Origin of the sequence: Infirmifilum sp. (assembly GCF_049970975.1) — an archaeon.
GTDB lineage: Archaea > Thermoproteota > Thermoprotei > Thermofilales > Thermofilaceae > Thermofilum > Thermofilum uzonense.
The window spans coordinates 1-17,108 of sequence record NZ_JBMFLX010000007.1; the positions used below are offsets into that span (position 1 = coordinate 1).

The 17,108-nt window shown below is 44.6% G+C and carries 12 protein-coding genes and 3 tRNA genes; 7 read left to right on the top strand and 8 right to left on the bottom strand.

Going from position 1 to position 17,108, the window contains the following annotated elements:
- Window positions 1-328: 328 nt before the first annotated feature.
- The 4 genes from ACP5KC_RS02390 to ACP5KC_RS02405 all read left to right on the top strand — a co-directional run bounded on the left by ACP5KC_RS02390 (window position 329) and on the right by ACP5KC_RS02405 (window position 5,733).
- Window positions 329-3,097: a hypothetical protein gene (locus tag ACP5KC_RS02390; RefSeq protein WP_428286793.1), complete on the top strand. Its 2,769-nt coding sequence runs from the start codon at window positions 329-331 to the stop codon at window positions 3,095-3,097.
- Between the two features lie 72 nt (window positions 3,098-3,169).
- Window positions 3,170-4,486 (top strand): hypothetical protein, encoded by a 1,317-nt coding sequence (locus ACP5KC_RS02395; protein WP_428286794.1) that lies wholly within the window; start codon window positions 3,170-3,172, stop codon window positions 4,484-4,486.
- 31 nt (window positions 4,487-4,517) lie between these two features.
- Window positions 4,518-5,297, top strand: coding sequence for a KaiC domain-containing protein (locus ACP5KC_RS02400; RefSeq protein WP_052884918.1), 780 nt, complete (start codon window positions 4,518-4,520; stop codon window positions 5,295-5,297).
- Window positions 5,287-5,733, top strand: a complete 447-nt coding sequence (locus tag ACP5KC_RS02405; RefSeq protein ID WP_191118449.1) for a transcriptional regulator — start codon at window positions 5,287-5,289, stop codon at window positions 5,731-5,733. Before ACP5KC_RS02400 ends, ACP5KC_RS02405 begins: the two co-directional genes overlap by 11 nt.
- Window positions 5,734-5,742: 9 nt before the next feature.
- Here the strand turns inward: ACP5KC_RS02405 and ACP5KC_RS02410 are convergent, their stop codons facing one another.
- From ACP5KC_RS02410 to ACP5KC_RS02430, 5 genes are all read right to left on the bottom strand, one after another.
- The gene (locus ACP5KC_RS02410) at window positions 5,743-7,398 is read right to left on the bottom strand and encodes a glycosyltransferase (protein ID WP_273433077.1); all 1,656 of its coding nucleotides are present in this window, start codon (window positions 7,396-7,398) and stop codon (window positions 5,743-5,745) included.
- On the bottom strand, window positions 7,389-9,317 hold the full coding sequence (locus tag ACP5KC_RS02415; protein WP_273433078.1) for an alpha-amylase/4-alpha-glucanotransferase domain-containing protein: 1,929 nt from the start codon (window positions 9,315-9,317) through the stop codon (window positions 7,389-7,391). Before ACP5KC_RS02415 ends, ACP5KC_RS02410 begins: the two co-directional genes overlap by 10 nt.
- A 68-nt stretch (window positions 9,318-9,385) precedes the next feature.
- A tRNA-Thr gene (locus ACP5KC_RS02420) sits at window positions 9,386-9,481 on the bottom strand.
- A gap of 104 nt (window positions 9,482-9,585) precedes the next feature.
- Window positions 9,586-9,677, bottom strand: a tRNA-Glu gene (locus ACP5KC_RS02425).
- Window positions 9,678-9,779: 102 nt separating this feature from the next.
- Window positions 9,780-9,883: transfer RNA gene (locus ACP5KC_RS02430), tRNA-Ser, on the bottom strand.
- Between the two features lie 540 nt (window positions 9,884-10,423).
- Between ACP5KC_RS02430 and ACP5KC_RS02435 the strand changes: the two genes are divergently transcribed.
- Together ACP5KC_RS02435 and ACP5KC_RS02440 are read left to right on the top strand one after the other, a co-directional pair.
- Window positions 10,424-11,686: a metallophosphoesterase family protein gene (locus tag ACP5KC_RS02435; protein WP_052884338.1), complete on the top strand. Its 1,263-nt coding sequence runs from the start codon at window positions 10,424-10,426 to the stop codon at window positions 11,684-11,686.
- Window positions 11,687-12,376: a hypothetical protein gene (locus ACP5KC_RS02440; RefSeq protein WP_273433200.1), complete on the top strand. Its 690-nt coding sequence runs from the start codon at window positions 11,687-11,689 to the stop codon at window positions 12,374-12,376.
- Window positions 12,377-12,380: 4 nt separating this feature from the next.
- Here the strand turns inward: ACP5KC_RS02440 and ACP5KC_RS02445 are convergent, their stop codons facing one another.
- The 3 genes from ACP5KC_RS02445 to uppS all read right to left on the bottom strand — a co-directional run bounded on the left by ACP5KC_RS02445 (window position 12,381) and on the right by uppS (window position 16,286).
- Window positions 12,381-15,005 carry a carboxypeptidase regulatory-like domain-containing protein gene (locus ACP5KC_RS02445; RefSeq protein WP_428286795.1) on the bottom strand — a complete coding sequence of 875 codons (2,625 nt, stop codon included), beginning with the start codon at window positions 15,003-15,005 and terminating at the stop codon, window positions 12,381-12,383.
- Window positions 15,002-15,436, bottom strand: a complete 435-nt coding sequence (locus ACP5KC_RS02450) for a hypothetical protein (RefSeq protein WP_052884341.1) — start codon at window positions 15,434-15,436, stop codon at window positions 15,002-15,004. Before ACP5KC_RS02450 ends, ACP5KC_RS02445 begins: the two co-directional genes overlap by 4 nt.
- A 61-nt stretch (window positions 15,437-15,497) precedes the next feature.
- The gene (gene uppS / locus ACP5KC_RS02455; protein ID WP_052884342.1) at window positions 15,498-16,286 is read right to left on the bottom strand and encodes a polyprenyl diphosphate synthase; all 789 of its coding nucleotides are present in this window, start codon (window positions 16,284-16,286) and stop codon (window positions 15,498-15,500) included.
- Between the two features lie 44 nt (window positions 16,287-16,330).
- Here uppS and deoC point away from each other — a divergent pair, with 44 nt between their 5' ends.
- Window positions 16,331-17,047, top strand: a complete 717-nt coding sequence (gene deoC / locus ACP5KC_RS02460) for a deoxyribose-phosphate aldolase (protein ID WP_052884343.1) — start codon at window positions 16,331-16,333, stop codon at window positions 17,045-17,047.
- Window positions 17,048-17,108 lie beyond the last annotated feature (61 nt).

The window sequence follows — 17,108 nt, forward strand, 5'->3', positions numbered from 1 at the left end:
TGTTAAACGTTAGTCTGAGGGGTGAGGTGACAGCTTTCCAAAAGACTGGAGAGTAGAAGATTTCCAGCCCTCGAGAATGCCCTCGATCCCGCTTTGGAGTTCTTCCAGCCCCCTCAGCATTACATCTATGCTGTCGAGCGCCTTCCCTTAGTCTTGCAGGATGACAGCGTAGGCCCTCAACGAGAAGAAAGACAACACCAGGAGCAAGACACAACCCCCCAGAGGAATAACCCGGGAGCCACCCCCCAGTGGTGCAGGCCGGCGAGCTTGGAGATATGAAAACCATTAAATATCGCTACGTTTCGGTCTGTTGTAGTGAGCTGGTCTAATGAAAACCTCGAGAATCATCATCCTTTTACTTACATTCCTGATATTAACAGCACATTTAACCCTGTCTGAAACATCCACTTGGAGCAGCTCCACACTTACTTTTAATGGGTTTGATCTACTGAGTATGGCTGTCAGCCCCTCCGGAAGATATTTTGCAGTAGTTCTAGGGGACAGGTCGTATTACTCGAGGACTCTAAGGATATACGACGCAAGTCTTAACGTTGTCGATACATTACAGTTATCCAGCTTTAGTGAGGTGAGTGTTTCATTCCTTAACGACACGTATTTAGTAATAGCCGAGTATATCTGGAGCTCGCAGGTTCCTTTTAGTTATATTCACCTCTTAAACCTGAAGGAGGGAAAACTATTAACGTCTCCTAAAATACCTGCGACTTATCTCCAATCGATAAACAAGGCTGTGGTTGTCGGTAGAACTCTTTACCTGCTTACACCAAGGTATCTTTTGGGACTAGATATTGATACTCTTTCGAAGACCTACATTAGGGGCTTTCTTAATAGGGGTCTTGAGCTATTAGCAATAAATCAAAGCCTATTCATACTCTCTGTTGAGACACATTGTCCGCTTTGTCTAATGCAGAACGAGAAAAATTTAACGATAGTGACGCCCAGCGGTGAAAAATCGATCACTTATTGTCATGTTTTACAAATGGTTAACCTACCAAATAATAGGGCAGGAATATTATACGATAATGGCACTCTAGCTGAATGTACTGTCCAGGGAGGGGCGCCTTTCTGTTACGGCAAAACTCAGGTGCCCGTGCCTGTAAACTTAGCCTCCGAGCCCAACTACAAGTTGCTATACGCACTTAACATCGCGGGTCTAGAGGTAAATTTGATTGTATTCAATGTGAGCGATGGTATAACAAGAAAATATCACTTACCTCTCCCATATGCAAAAGGGGATATTATTGGTCTAAGAGTTTACGATGACGGCTACTTTTTGGCCTGGGACAACGACACTATAGTGCTAGGCAGCCCCGCAGGCTTTGAGGGTATTATAAAAGCGGAAACACGGGTTATAGACGCTTTTTATGCCGGAGAAAAAATATATGTGGCTTCTCCGAACAGAGTAACAATTTTCGAGAGAAAAATACCCTCAGAACTTCATTCACTTCGACTAGACGCGTTCTCCGAGGACGGGACGCCGATAAGCAACTTCACGGTATTAATTAACGGCAAAAGGATTTCTTCAAATGACTCGTCAGTAAGCTTGTGGCTTCCCAGAGGGGTTTATAATATAACCGTGAGCTCACCTAAACACTACTCGACAACCTTTACACTAAACCTTTCGTCTGATATAAGGAAAAGCATTGTTCTGAAAAGGATAAGGTATTCTCTTATCGTCCATGCATCGACATCAACGGGAGACCAACCTGATGTGCTCGTTTACCGTGGGAACACCCCTATAGCCCGTGGAGTAGGCATCCTTAAGGTAGACCTTTTACCTGGCAATTATACGCTACAAATCAGTTATGGGAACACCTCTGTTTTGAAAAAAGTAGAACTTCTGAATTACACAGAGATTTCTATCACACTCAATACTACACCACCATTAGTTCCTGAAAAACCTCATAATCAAACTAGCACACAACCACCCATGAATAGCACGGAAGCAGAGTATATCATCATGTATGGGGAGAAAACGTGTCCGGAATGTCAACGCACAAAAGAGACTCTCCAAAAACTTTCCGTGAAAGTTTTCTTCAAGGATATTGCTGGTAATCAAACATATCTTAACGAGTACGACACCCTATACCAGTTGTGCGGAGCTGGCAATTTGAGAATAGTACCGTTAACCCTCGTCTTTAAAGGGAACAATCTTATCGCTGTAGTGGCAGGTTCTCTCCCGGCTGAAGGATGGAGTGAGGTGCTGAAAATGAATTTTTCGGGAAAGACGCTTGTCATAATGGATAATGGCGGGCAAGCTTTAAGAGACCTCAACTCAACGCTTATCTATGAGATAGCAGTTAAAGGCTTAACTTCATTAAATTCGAGTTCGAAGCCCAAGGAAAACATCCTACCATTGATTTTGGTGCTCGCAGCCTCAGACTCCGTAAACCCATGCACATTCATGATTTTTGCCGTACTCGTTACGGCGGTTATGAGTTTCTCTGGAAGGAGAAAAGCTACGATTACCGCCGCTTCCTTTATTTCAGCAGTGTATATATCTTACATGACTCTAGGTCTTGGGTTAATACATTTTATAGCCTCGTTCACCTGGCTAAAATACGTAGTCGGACTTCTCTCAATAATTGCTGGTGCATATTCTCTTGCCGTCGGTACCATTGCCTGGCGGGAAGGATGCCGTGAAGATAAAAGAGCGTTCCCAAGGGGGCTCATGAGGCTGAGCGAGAGACTAAGAGGACTGAACAAGCTTAAGGATAAAGTAAACGTAATACAGCAAAACCTCCTAACTAAGGCCCGTAGCGGAGGTATTTACGCGTCATTTCTTGCCGGGGTTCTAGTTAGTTTCACACTTCTACCGTGCAGTAGCGGACCCTACCTGGTCGCATCTTACGTCCTTTCACAGGAGGATACTGCGACAGCTATAGGAATGCTTCTATTGTATAATCTTGTCTTTGTGCTTCCACTAGTACTGATAGCCGCTGGGGTCATAATCGGGGGAAAGCTCTTAATGATGGTGGATTTTGCAACAGTACAACTCAACGCGTTACGTAGGTGGACTGGAATACTGCTTGGAATAATCCTGGTTCTTCTAGGAGTATTTATCGTGTTCTTTCACTAGTCAATAGCAAACATTTTTGTTCTCAATTTCCTTATAAAAACATGTACCGTTGAATCTTGTAGAGTGAAAAAGATGAAGGTAATAGTTGAACTCGGGTCTAAAAGGTGGTTACGTTCAAATACCTATAGAGCCACAGCTAACGTAATTGAGCTTTGCGAAGGAATATATATAGTGGAGACAACCCTAGAGGGTGCAAGGTACCTTTTTCCTGTGATGAGGTGCTCGTGCAGGGAAAGGGATACTGTGAAGATAAATGGAACCCCTTATTGCGAGGCAGAATACTGTAGCGATTTCCTTGAAAAAATTTCAAGATGCGACGGGATAAATATAACCGCTGAAAATCCCGCCTTTAGACGCTTCTCTGTGAAACATCCGATAGCCGAGGACGCGACTAACCCGCATATCCTCCTATCTTCGAATGGGGAAGACCTCGTCCTTAAAGGCTATAGGCTGTATACCTCATGGAACCCTGAGCCCTTATTTCTACATTTCCTTAGTGATAAACAGCTGACGCCGAAATTGAAGTTATCCTACTCGTATAAGGGCTCCCCCCTCGGAATTCTAACAGAGTTCATCAAGGGAGCAATTGATCCGGGCTCTATTCTCTACAGTTCACTTGTTAGAACGCTTACGGGTGAAGGCCTCATTGTGCCTTTAGACGATATAAAGGCAGCTAGTCAAACCATCGCAAGGTTTCACAACGTGATGCTCTCTTGTACTGAAAACTGGTGTACTCCCAGAACAGCAAACGAGACAGATGTTGATAGGTGGCGTAAAAGAACTCTTTTCTACCTTTCCAATATCCTAAAATTTGAGCCATCCCAGAGCATCAAACGCATACTCCTCAATTTGAAGAACCCGTTATTCGATGAATTTATTGATCAGAGGATAATTGCGACTCACCAAGACCTTCACTTTTCACAGATGCTGAAATGGGGGGAGAACCTCTTTATAATTGACTTCGAGGGTGAGCCTGGACGCCCCGATGAGTATAGGCGCGACCTCGAACCCCCCTTGCGTGACCTCGCCTCCACTCTACGTGCATTGTCCTATATAGCCTTTTTCGCTTTATTGGAAGTAAACAGGATTGACAAGCAAAGAACAATGCAGCTCTTATACAGTAACAGTCAACAAGTCGAGCTAGCAAGAGAATGGACGATACACGTGGCCGAGAAGCTAATAGAAGAGTATGCTAGGTATGTCAAGAGAGACATAGTAGAGTCGACGTCGCCTTCTGAAATCCTGGAATTCTTAAAACCTTGGTTTGTCGAGAGAGCCTTGTATGAGGCATACTATGAGTCGGGTTATCGTCCTGAGAATACAATGATAGCGTTGTCAACCCTTGCTAACAATATTCCCCCTATTCTTGACGCAAAGATTATCATGTAGAATGATAGTATCTTTACTAGGGAGTCGTATCATGAGTGGTGTTATCGAAAAAGTAAAAACTGGAATCCCGGGTTTCGACGATTTACTTTATGGTGGCATCCCGAAGAGAAACATCGTTTTGCTGTCGGGGGGTCCCGGAACCGGTAAGACCATCTTCTCGCAACAATATCTCTACTATGGTCTTGTCAATGGTGAGCCCGCTGTTCTCGTAGCCTTGGAGGAGCACCCGGTTCAAATCCGACGAAACATGGCTTCTTTTGGATGGGATGTTCGCCGCTTTGAAGAAGAAGGCAAATTTGCCATAGTTGATGCCTTTACTGGAGGAATCGGAGAGGCTGCCAAGAGGGAAAGGTACGTTGTTAAGAGCGTAGATGATGTCAGTGAACTCATAGACGTTGTACGGCAAGCTATAAGAGAATCTAAGGCTGAGAGAGTTGTCATCGACTCTGTCTCAACACTGTATCTGACAAAGCCTGCCATGGCGCGCGGTGTTCTGATGCAGCTGAAACGTGTGCTGGCTGGGCTTGGAGCTACTTCTATTTTCGTTTCCCAAGTGAGCGTGACCGAGAGAGGATTCGGCGGGCCTGGCGTGGAACACGCCGTTGACGGTATCGTACGCCTTGACCTTGATGAGGTAGATGGGGAACTCGTAAGATCCCTTGTTATATGGAAAATGAGGGGAACCAAACATGACATGAGGAGGAGACCTTTCGATATCACTGATAAGGGAGTCGTCGTCTACAGTAATAAGGTCGTAAAGCTTAAGGGAATCTTTTATAGAGTTGAAGAGGGGGGGTCTAGTGAGCAGTGAGATTCCACTCAAGCCTTTAGGAAAAGATGAGATAAGAAAGCTTGAACTCTCACTCATCCTCGGCACCCTTTTAAGACCAGACGTTATAGATGCGGTTAGGAGTGCTGAGGATAAAATCACTTGGCTAGACTCTCTCGTTGTAGCTGCTGGCGCGCTCGCACGTGAGAGAGCTGGTTACTCTATTGTCCGAATTGCCGAGGAACTGGGTAGAACAGAGTCCACTATTAGGAATCACCTTACTGCTAAAACTGAAGCCGGCAGGCTTGTGAAGGAGACATACGACAAGCTCTTGCAGAGTGGCGGCAAGCTTGAGCTAGATATATTTTCTACAAAGGCTGAGGAGGAGCTTGGAGCTCTAAGAAAACGCGTCGAGGAGTTAGAGAAAAAGCTTGAAACTGTTAAGAAAGCACTAGAGGAGATTCTCAAAAATATCTAGTTGTTTCATCTAAACGCCGCCTTTAGTGTTAGGCCCGGCTAGCCTAGAGTAGGCCTCAAGAAGCATGTCTGCGGCTTTCTCCCAAGTAAACGTACTACTCACCCTGTCAATCGCATTCTTGCGTATTATCTCCCCAGCATCAAGGTATTCTTCAAGGATGGAGAGAAGTTTTTCATCCCCTATTTTCCTATGGTATCTCTCTAAGCTGCCTTGGTTTGAAGCTTCCATAAAGGCCAGCATGTTTCGCATCGCGTCTGCGAGCTCGTAGGGGTTATCGGGCGGGACAAGCAGACCTGTTCCCTTAATACCGTGCTCGTGGATATCAAGAACAGTCTCCTTTAAACCCCCCACCTTGCTCCCCACAACAGGACAGCCGGCGGCAAGGGCTTCTATAGCCATTATTCCGAATGGTTCCCAGCGTGAAGGTGCCACAAAAATGTCGGCTGCGAGATGTGAAAGTTTATAGACCGAGGGAGCGATGCCGAAAATCACCCGGACGTTATAAGGATACTCGCGAGACAGTTCGATAAGTACGTCAACGTACTTCTCTCCCCCCCATACAGGTAATACAAGAAAAATTATCCTGGCCTCACCGAATTCTCTAAGAAGTATCTCGATGGCTTCAGCCATGGTGTCGAAGCCTTTTTGGCGGGAGAGCCTACCGGTTGTTATCGCTAAGGGACCATCAAAGGGGAACGGGTCTAGCTTCAATTCCTCACGAAATGGTGGAGCAACCCGTTCCAGTATATATTCCTTTATTTTTTCATCTGGAATTTTTGGCTCACCCTTTGGTAACTGTCCCAGAGCATGAAGCAACAAGTATTTTCTAAGGGAAGATCGATTAGAAGTATTCCCAACGGTCTTCTCAATCCTATCTCTATGTATCGACAAAACCTCTTGTATGAGTGTCTCATACTGCCAGTCAGTGCCGTTGTAAACTACGAGCCCTCTACGGGTTACATCTCTCCCTAGGAAGCCGAGAAGATCCTCCTCTAGGTACGACTTACTCACGGTGATCAACTGGTCTGACTCCGCTAGGCCCAGTTTTTCTGCAAAGCCTTCTACCGAGTCGAAAACTTCTCGCAGGGTAACATGCAAGGTTTTACCATTTAGGTATGCTTTATGAACCCAGTCCCTTCTAAGACCTGCTGCCTCTATCGTGGCCCAGTCTAGTTTTCTCCTAACTAAGAGGTGCACGTGGTATACCAGGTAAGGTTTCTCATCCTCTCCCCTCTTCTCCTTAGCTTTAAGCAATGGTACTACAGAGTGCCAGTCATGAAAGTGGAGTATGTCTGGCTCTACTAGTCCCAGATCACTTGCCCACGTGAGTATGTATGGAAGAGCCTTTGCGAGATCCACTACTTTGTTTAATAAAACGTCCTCTGAATATACTCTGGAGTCATCTAGAAAATCGCTGTGAACACGGAGGAAATGGATGCCTTTGTACATTGTTTTTTCGAAGACGTATTTTTTCCCCTCAATTAACCTCTCTACAATCTCTGCACGAGGATCTATTACCGGGGAATGAGACGGCATGATTATAGCCGAGAATATTCCCTTTTTGGAAAGGGGTACTAGAAGGTTTGTCGGAACCTCGGCTAGGCCCCCAACCTTTGCGAAAGGTATTGCTTCAAAGGTAACCATCCAGACACTCTTCAAAGCCAACGTAGAGTCACCTGAGTCTCAAACGACTCTCCTGGATTCAATGCCACTATGTGATTAAACGTTATGCCTATTCCTTGAAGCTCCTTCTTTAACCCTTTTTCGGTTCTGGCAAGTGTCTCGATCGGAGCCACCCAGACTTCAGCGTGCTTGTTGTTCTCGACTACTATTTCCTTATAATCCTTCGAGGAGATTCGAATCGTGCGTGACCATGGACTCTCAAACCTCTCTGTAAAGCTTCGGCTATACGCATCGTCCACGGTGTAATTAGGAGTGCTCTCCTCGTCCAAGGGGAGTTTGGGCATCAAGGATAGCTCGATAGATATTTTAGGGTCTATGAATCGTTTCTCCATGTTTCTCCAGATGTATTTGACTCTAAGAGTCTTTCCTTCATCTTCAACTTCATAAACCTTGGTAACATGAATTCGTGAAGGTTGACTTCTTATACTCCAGTCACGTCCCATTGCAGATAGGACTACGCCTCCATCCCCTATATGTTCGACCAAGTAGTGTTTAAGGGCTAGATCGCTCACGTCTACAAACGGAGTGTTTTCTATCCAGTCTCTAAGACTCGCATCACGCTTCCATATATGTTCCCGGAATGATACCCTGCGGTACCAATCTGGCCTATAGTCTGTAATCCCACTTAGATATGGCTCTGCATATCGTGACATTGTATTAATTAGGTTGTGCTCGTAGCCCTCAAGTTTAATGTCGAGCTCGAACAAGGAGCCGCCATCGCTGGGCTTGATATAAAAGTTCGTGTAAAGAGATTCGATCAGTATTTCGCTTCGGCCATCATAATCAAAATCCTCTTCGGATATTCTCAAACCACTTGCATAGTACAACGCTGAGCTCTCTGAAATCCTTTCAGCTTTTATGAGATGTTCGTATATGGCTTGCCTGAGAATCGGTAGATAGGTTCCGCCAAACAGACCATGCCAGTACGCGTCGTTACACTGTGCAAGATAATAATTCTCCCAGGCATGTGGAGGGGCCTTGAGCCTTACAAGCTTCTCGCGTACGCGAAGGAGCTTCTTATGCATGTTGTTTGCTTCAGGGTATTTTCGAAGGAAGTTAGGAAAATAGCCTCCGCTCCACTCAATCATCTTATCATAGCTCCATGGACCAAGGTATGCTAGACCTGTGAAACCATAGCGTTTAATGTATTCAGATGGAGTGAGAGTTTGAATGTCATTGCTTTCCCTAAGAAGGTGGAAAAATAGTCTTAGCCAGGGCTCCGCGTTTTCACGGGGCCACCACTCGCCAAACTTCTCCGCGTCGCTCCCCCATAAGACGTATTTAAATCCGTTAGGTGTTCGGAAGCTTCTAATATAATCGAGGACTTCCGTATGTGTTCTCCAGGGTAATATGTACCTGATGTTTGCATCTATAAAGAGAACACCTATTTTTCTACCAGCGTATTCTGTGAGGATAGCTGTGTGAGTATCATCCCGCCATAACCCTGACCTATACCCAACTTCGTCGTCTACAATAACATAGGAATAAGCAGCTTCCTTTATGGCTGATGGGAGCGTGGGATCCCAGACCCTTTCGGCAAGCCATAACCCTTTGGGCCTAACTCCGAGTAAATCCTCTACCAGTTTTCTGCCCCGTTTCAGTTGTTCAACTCTATCCTCATATGGGAGAATCGAAAGAATACTTTCTGAGAAAGCACCCCCTAAAACCTCGAAACGGCTGTTCTGTATGATATCTTTCATACGCTCGAGATAATCAGGATAGTATTCTCGCCAGTAAAGAAGAAGAGGGCCGCTGAAGTGTAGGGTGAGTGGCAGATCCTTGAAATATGAGAAGAGATCTAGAAGCATCTCATAGGAGTTCGACTGAATTCTCCTCAGGATGCTTTTTAGCTGGCCTATAGGCTGATGAAAGTGTAGTATAAAGATAAACGTACTCTTCATACTATATCCTTGTCCGGTTCAATGAGATAAGTTTTTCTTAAAATTGGAAGTAAATCCCATGCCAACAGAGCCCCGGCCGGGATTTGAACCCGGGACCTTCGGCTACCCCGAGATTATAGTAAACCTTACGAGGCCGACGCTCCACCAGTCTGAGCTACCGGGGCTAAGAGATTATCTTAGACAGAGATTAAAAAATTTTTCACGTCTCATAAAGCTTGAAAAAACGACAGGTTCCTTTAAATCAGTTGAGGAATTACCGGAGCTAAAGTGCCCCGGCCGGGATTTGAACCCGGGATCTACGGCTCGAGAGGCCGTCATCCTTTCAGCCTCGTGCAGTTGACCGGGCTAGACGACCGGGGCCTAACCCAAATAAATTAAAAATCTTGATAAACTTTTCTTTCGCAGGGGGGTTTGAAGACTACTTCACGTCCTCGCCTGAGAATAAGAGTCCTCAGAAAAACGTGGCGCCGGGGCCGGGATTTGAACCCGGGCGCCCTTGCGGGCAACGGATTTCTTGGATCGTGGGATCTCGAGTCCGCCGCCTTAGGCCGCTCGGCCACCCCGGCACCATGACATCTCAGGCGGGGAGGGTAATGAACTTTACCGCAACGACACCTACTAGCCGGGCGTTCAAGACGCCTATAAACACGTTTTTAAGGTGAGTGTTTTTCCTTTCATTTTGAGTTTTTATGAAGAATATTGTCGTTTTTCTAGGCCCAGCCGGGAGCGGCAAAACCTCCCTGTATAAACCGAGAGGTTCTGGGTTCGAATCCCGCCGGCTTGCTCTATATAATCTTGATGGTTCTAGTATGTCTTCTCTGTCTCCTATTCCCCGAGGAGGCCTTAAATCCTTGCTGAGAGTTCTTCTAGCCTATCTGAGAATTACATTTATGCTGTCGAGGGCCTTCCTTTGGTCTGGGAGAGCGCCCGCGTAGGCCCTCAACGAGAAGAAAAAATACGACCACTAGGAGCAAAACATAACCCTCAAGGGGGGTAACCCCGGGAGCCCGCCCCAGTGATGCAGGGTGCGGAAAAACAACAAGTCATTTTTATAAAGCTGAATACAGTGTTGACGCGTTAATGTGTGGCTTGCTTGGTGCTAAGATATGGGGAGGATACGTCTACTTGCACTTTCCGACGTCCATGGCAAGGAGGATATAGTTGATAAGTTCCTAGAATGGGTTAAGAGGGACAACGTTTCATATGATATTATAGTAGCCGCAGGAGACATAGGAAATCCCCAGAGACCCGGGAGCATGTGTAGAATTCTAGCCAAGATATCTAGGGTTTTACAGAAACCCGTCTATTATGTTAAGGGAAATTGGGATGTTGAAGACGACTGTGACGTCCCAAAAGTCTTCAACCTTGACGCAACAGGTCCAATATATTTAAACGATATAGCTCTTGTCGGGCATGGTAGGAGCGCGGAGCCCTTCAGGCTCGAGCATCAGGTCAAAACAATCATACTTGTTACCCATTACCCTCCTTTCAGCATACTCGATAAGGGTAAAGTAATAGACAGCTATCATCATTCACCGCATGCAGGAGTTATTGAAATAAACTATCTGATAGACTATTATCGCCCTAATGTTCACATCTTTGGACACAGCCACAGCTTTGGAGGATTGGAAATAGAACATAACGGAACACTGTACGTGAACGTCGCTCGACTTGACCGGCTTTTGAAGTCCGGCGAGCCTATAGGCAACTACGCTATAATAGATGTATCAAGCAGTGGTGAAGTAAAAGTCGAGTGGCGTTTCATTAACGGGGTATGGAAGAAGTGTTCTAGCTGTGGGAGGATCGTACATATCCCTGAAAAATGGTCTCTTTGCCGTAAGTGTGCTCATAAGTCCGATTTGAAGTTTACAAAGGTGACAGGCGTACCATATAGAAACATGCTTGTGTTCAGCGATGGTGTAACCAGAGAAGTTTTAGCAAAGAAAGAAGTAAAAATACCTTTCTACACTATACGAGACAATGTCACATTGGATGATTTCCTAGACATTATAGTGACCAGGGTATTCAAGGAGACATTCACAAGGGACGGGACGCGGATACTTGAAGTTCCAAAAGATAAGGTTATTGAGTTTTACGGCAACAGGCGTGAGCCTTTGACTCCCTTTAGCGAGTATCTATTTGCATGCAATGAAAAAATTAAGGAGCAAAAACTCTGTCTTCTAATGAAGGTTTTCTCAGTCGATAAAAGAGCACATGTATTTTGGAGAATAAACCAGAACAACCCCCTAAGCATCGAGAACGAGTTTATCCTATTCAGAGAAGGAATTCTATTACCTGAGTCACAACTCCTGAAAAAGCTCGCAGACATTAACTTCAGAGTAATATCCTACAAATTTGAGGCGATCTAAGTGAGCACCACCTGGCGCGAAATTTATAGGAAGATTGTTCACGTCGCTTTAAGTCTTCTCTTATTTGCCCCTTTTTACTTCAAGCTTCCTCCTCCTCTAAATCCCTATAGTTACTACTCGCTTGGACTCTTCTTGGCAGCATTTATAAACAGCGTTGTGGTGAAGAAAGATAAACTTACCTTAGAGATAAACGCGTTACGAGATGAACTACACCGATTTGCGGATAGTATTGGAGACATAGCTAAAATGCCAATATCGATACTAGAGGAGATTCTCACAGATTTTCATAGTTTTGTCGAGAAGCAGCTTTCACTGCTAGAAAGAGACTACGAGAAAAGAGAAGGTTACGTTGGACTTCTTTACGGAATAATCGGGGCGACGTCAAGCCTTCTCGTTGACCCCAGCCATGCATTCTACGGGATAGTTGCGCTGGCAGTTGTAGATGTCTTGGCGTCTATGTCCAGCCTTTTGATTTGGAATAAAGGTAAAACCATGGGTGGCGAGGCAATAGCTTTTCTCTCCTTTGCAATAATACTCATGAGTCTCGGAGTTCCGGTGCTTCAAAGCATTCTAGTTTCAGCGGTAGCTACGCTCTCAGAGTATTTCTCCCCTGAAGATAATCTCACAGTTCCCTTCTTCACAACTATTGCTGCATTTATCCTAAAGCTACCTGAGAGGCATCCGCTATAAAAATTCAGTATGCGTTATAGTCTTCATTAAAGTAGTCTGCGTCTAACTCTAGGGTTTCAGTGTCGTCGCGACGTAAGCTATCACTGATAGGATAAACATCGCCACTATAAGAGCCGAAACTATGCGTTTCATCTTCTCTCTCCTTACCGGCACTTGAATCACCCTGGACCAATGCGAACAGAATAATTAGAGTTCCCGACAATATTAACATTTCTGGTAAGACGGATTTGTTCGTGATAAAGTTTAACGGTATGGAACTTGAGTTGAAGAGAAAAGAGTATTTTGCTTTTGTTTCTTCGAGTTCCTTTCGCGCGCCTATTCCCATGAAGATGAGCTTCCCATCTTTAACTACTAGAACTGTGGGAAAACTTGAGGCATTAACTTGAGCTCTAACGTTGAGACTGTCGATCCCCAGGGGCCAAGTGATGTTATTCTCAATAGAATATCTTCGAAGCATTTCGGGGGTATCTGATGGGGATACGGTGAGAGATACTACCACTGTGTCGTTCTGACTCGAGAGCAGTTTAAGTGTCGGAAGCAGGTATTTACAGCCTGTGCATTGAGTATAGAACAGCTCTATTATCAGTATCTTGTCATGGGATAGATACGATAAGTCGAGATTACTGCCTCCAAGAATAGTCACATATCCGAGGCTTAGCGTTTTATTCAGTCTTCTACTAGCTATTGTCTCGTTTGAAAGAACCTGTAATACACGCTCTACTGAGACCAAATTAACATTTTCCAGTCTGACACAGGAATAATTGATGAATATTTCCTTTATACCTTCCCGCCAATTCACTAATATATTACTTGTATTATTTAGAGTGCATCGGAGTCCTTCCGGGAAACCAGTAATTGACAGCTGGTAGGATCCGGCTTCAAGCGTCTTGACGTACATCGAAGATGGTTGTATATCAAGGAAAATGGTATCCGAGGCCTCGTCCAACCTTGTGACCGCAATCCTACCAGTAGAGTTTTGTGTGGATTTCACTATTAAGTTAAATGTTAAACGTTTAAGCGTCACTTTAAGCGTTAATGGTGTCTTGAGAGATATGTCGAGGATTCTAGACTGGTATAGCGGAGCCTCAATGGTCGCTGAATAGTTTCCTTTTAGAGCCTCAACCATGGTGATGCCTTGAGCCGTCGTCCATAATTCATAGGTTTCAGGTCCCTTTACTGTTATTTTCGCACCGGGAATGGGTTTCCCGTTTTCGTCTGTAACATTAAACGTAAGTGTAACCCTTTTAGGGGGTTCTTTGGACATCGTCGCAGTCATATACATGATAGGTTGAGCTAGCTGTAGTGTGAAGGTGTTTTGCGAGTATCCCTGTTTCAGTATCTCAACAGTATAATTACCTATTGGTATTAGACCTGTAGCATAACCTGTAGAATTCGTGAAAAGTGTAAGGGTTTTAGAGGAATCAGATAAAATTATTGTAGCATTAGAGACGGGGGTTCCCTCACTGTCAATAACCCTTAAATAAAAAAGAGCACGTGTGAGTGGATATATAACGACTAGTCTCCTTCTACCGTAAGCTGCAACATATAAGGTTTCTGTGTTTTTTCCAGGTTCCGGATCAAAAGGAACGCTGCTCCAGTTAACCTGTTGTCTCATCTGGAGAGTTGGAGCGCCTTTCCTGTCGAATGTATAGAAAGTCACGTCACTAACCGTGAACACAGCAACCCCGTCATCTGTGACTAGGTTAACAGAACGTGAAGCTGGTAGTTTAAGTACACTGTTGCATTCAAGGTTGTATGTGCACAGACTTAGGATGCCATCGGATCCGATTATAGCAAAACCGTTTTTAAGAGGAATCATCTGTTTTATAGGAGGCATCATTTTTGTGGCCCTTAGCTGAAGGTTAGGTAATGTGAGTATTGAGGTGTTGTGGAGACCGTTCTCGTCCTTAACTTTTTGGAACAAAATAAAATTGTTCCCGATAGCTTTCGAGGTTAGACCTGTTATCTGTGTAGCTACCTTCTCCACTCCGTTTCCGGACACCCTGTATACCTCGATCCTGTTATCTGTAAGCTGGCACAGCTCGCATAGAGTATCTATGGTCTCAACGACAAGAAAGTTATTGGAAAAATCCATTGAAAATATCCTCACGAGAACGTCCCGGGAATTTACATCTCTTTCAAATATGCGGAGGTTTCTCTTAAGATCTAGAACTATCAGTCTGTCAAGTTTGACCTTCTCGACTGAATAAATCATGCTCATGGCAAGAAATCTTCCATCAGCGCTTAGGGCGCAACGAGCGACTTCGATCTCATCACTCTTAGCCTTGGCATTTAAGGAGGCTAAGACTTGAAGACTAGAAGAGTTTAAAATGACAACCGTCCCAGTCTTGTCGACAACCACAAAAACAGAGCCGTTAGTCGCTAAGCATGAAATATCAGCTCCGAAGGGAAAAATTATTCGAGAGTTTACTTTTCCGGTTTCAAAGTCTATTTTAGAGATAGTTCCATTAGTAAACATGACGAATAGCTTATTCCCATAGGGTAAAAAGGCCTCGAAAGCTGTTGTAAAGTCTAATGTGGCTGTTGTATACATCGGTGCTGAAAACGAGTAAGCTGCTAAGGCAAGAAGTAGTACAAGAAGCACTAGGAAGGTTTTTCCATTAATCATTCTGTTTCCTTCAATAACAGTTTTACAGGTATCTCATTAAGTGTCTGAACAAGTATTGTGATACCCGAGAGTTTTTCCTCTGACGATAGTGAACTGTTAAGCTTGTAAAGTATATCTCTGATACGTAAAAGCGCCTCCAGGGACTCCTTCTGCGACTCAATCGTTTCCTCAAGAACGTTTAGCTCATCAACAGCTCTTGCATTCACTACAACTTTAAGACCCATAAAATCGATCTCGTTAAGAGAAGAAAGCTTTTCGCCTATAAGATCCTCTAGGACACGCTCTAAAGCTTTCATACGCTCAGCTCTAACTTTTACGCTCTCATACCTCTGCTCAAGCTGTTGTAGTGTATCTTGGAGGGTTCCTATCTGAGCCTCAATATACCTGAGCAACTCGTCGAACCCATTAAACTGATATATATTGTAAGACACGACTCCTCAATATGTGCTATACTCAGCGTTTAAAAAAATTAACGTATAAATACAGTAACCTTTACCCTCCAAACCTTCTATGTCTCGATTGATAAATCCTTATAGCACGCAGAAGATCAATCTTTCTGAAATCAGGCCAGTATACGTCCAGGAAGACGAGCTCAGAGTACGCAATCTGCCAGAGCAAAAAGTTGCTTATTCGCTCCTCGCCACTGGTACGTATGACGAGGTCAGGATCCGGGTGTGGCTGGTCACCAGTGAGAAGATACCGTGCAAAAACTTCTTCACTAATTTCATCCTCGTCGAGCTTACCTGTCTTGACGTCCTTGACTAGTCTCCGAACAGCCTCAACGATTTCCCATCTCCCCCCATAGGCAATAGCAATATTCAAGAATCTTTCACTGTATACCGAAGATTTTCTCTCAATATCCTCTATCTTCTCACGAACACTAGAGGGTAGAAGAGACTTGTCCCCTATAAACCTCACGTGAACCTTTCTCTTTTCGATCTCACCCGAGTCTCTAAGCTTCACGAGCTTCTCTTCCAGTACCTTAAAAATCTCTCGTATCTCCTCCTCACTCCGTTTTTTAAGATTCTCTGTCGACAAAACAAACAAGGTCACCGTTTTTACTCCAAGATCGTAACACCAGTCAAGAACCTCCTCGGCCTTTTCGGCACCATGTCTGTGTCCAAACCAAGGTGGGAACCTCCTGACCCTAGCCCATCTTCTGTTACCATCCAGTATAAAGGCAACGTGTTTAGGAATGTCGCCTCTTTTAACTTCCTGTTCTAGAAGATACTCGTAGACCCTATATAAGCCCAAGATGTGGGCTACTGACCTCCAAGACATTAGAGACCACTAGCTTTTTGAGGAGGCTTAAAATATTAATCATTATGCTAAAGCTTTTTTCTCGAAGTTTAGAGGAGTTAGAAAACCCTGTGGAGGAGATAAAACACTTAATCGATCATACGAACCTGAGACCTGAAGCCTCCCTTTCAGATCTTGAGAAAACCTGTAAAGAAGCAAACGAGTACGGTTTCTATGCTTGCTGTATACCACCATTCTTTGTAAAGCAAGCCAGGCAACTAGTTAGGGGCGAGACTAAAGTCGTAACGGTGGTGGGCTTTCCCCATGGTAACTCACCCGTTGAGGCTAAGGAGCTTGAAGTCAAGAGGGCCTTTGAAAGTGGGGCAGACGAGGTTGACGCTGTAATTAATATTTCTCTTGTAAGGAGTGGAAGGATCAATGAGGCTCTAGAAGAGGTGAAAAGATTACTTGAGGTAACGCGAAGCTATGGGGGAGTTTTGAAGATAATTATTGAAACTGGATATTTAGAAGAGAAAACAATTTACGAGGTCTCAAAGGCCCTAGCCGCGACAGGAGTCCATTTTGTAAAGACATCCACAGGGTTTGGTCCGCGTGGGGCTACGCCAGAAGACATCCTGATTATGCGGGATGCAGTAAAGGGGACGGGGACAAAGATAAAGGCCGCTGGCGGCATCCGAACGGGTCTTCAGGCAATGTATTTTTACCTATTAGGCGTCGATAGGATAGGCACAAGCAGCAGCCTACAAATACTGAGCGATCTTAAAAGAATATTCAAGTCATGATATTTTACTTTCCAGAAGCGCCCTTTCTCTTTGGGCTGGGGTGGTGAAATTTAAACAAGCG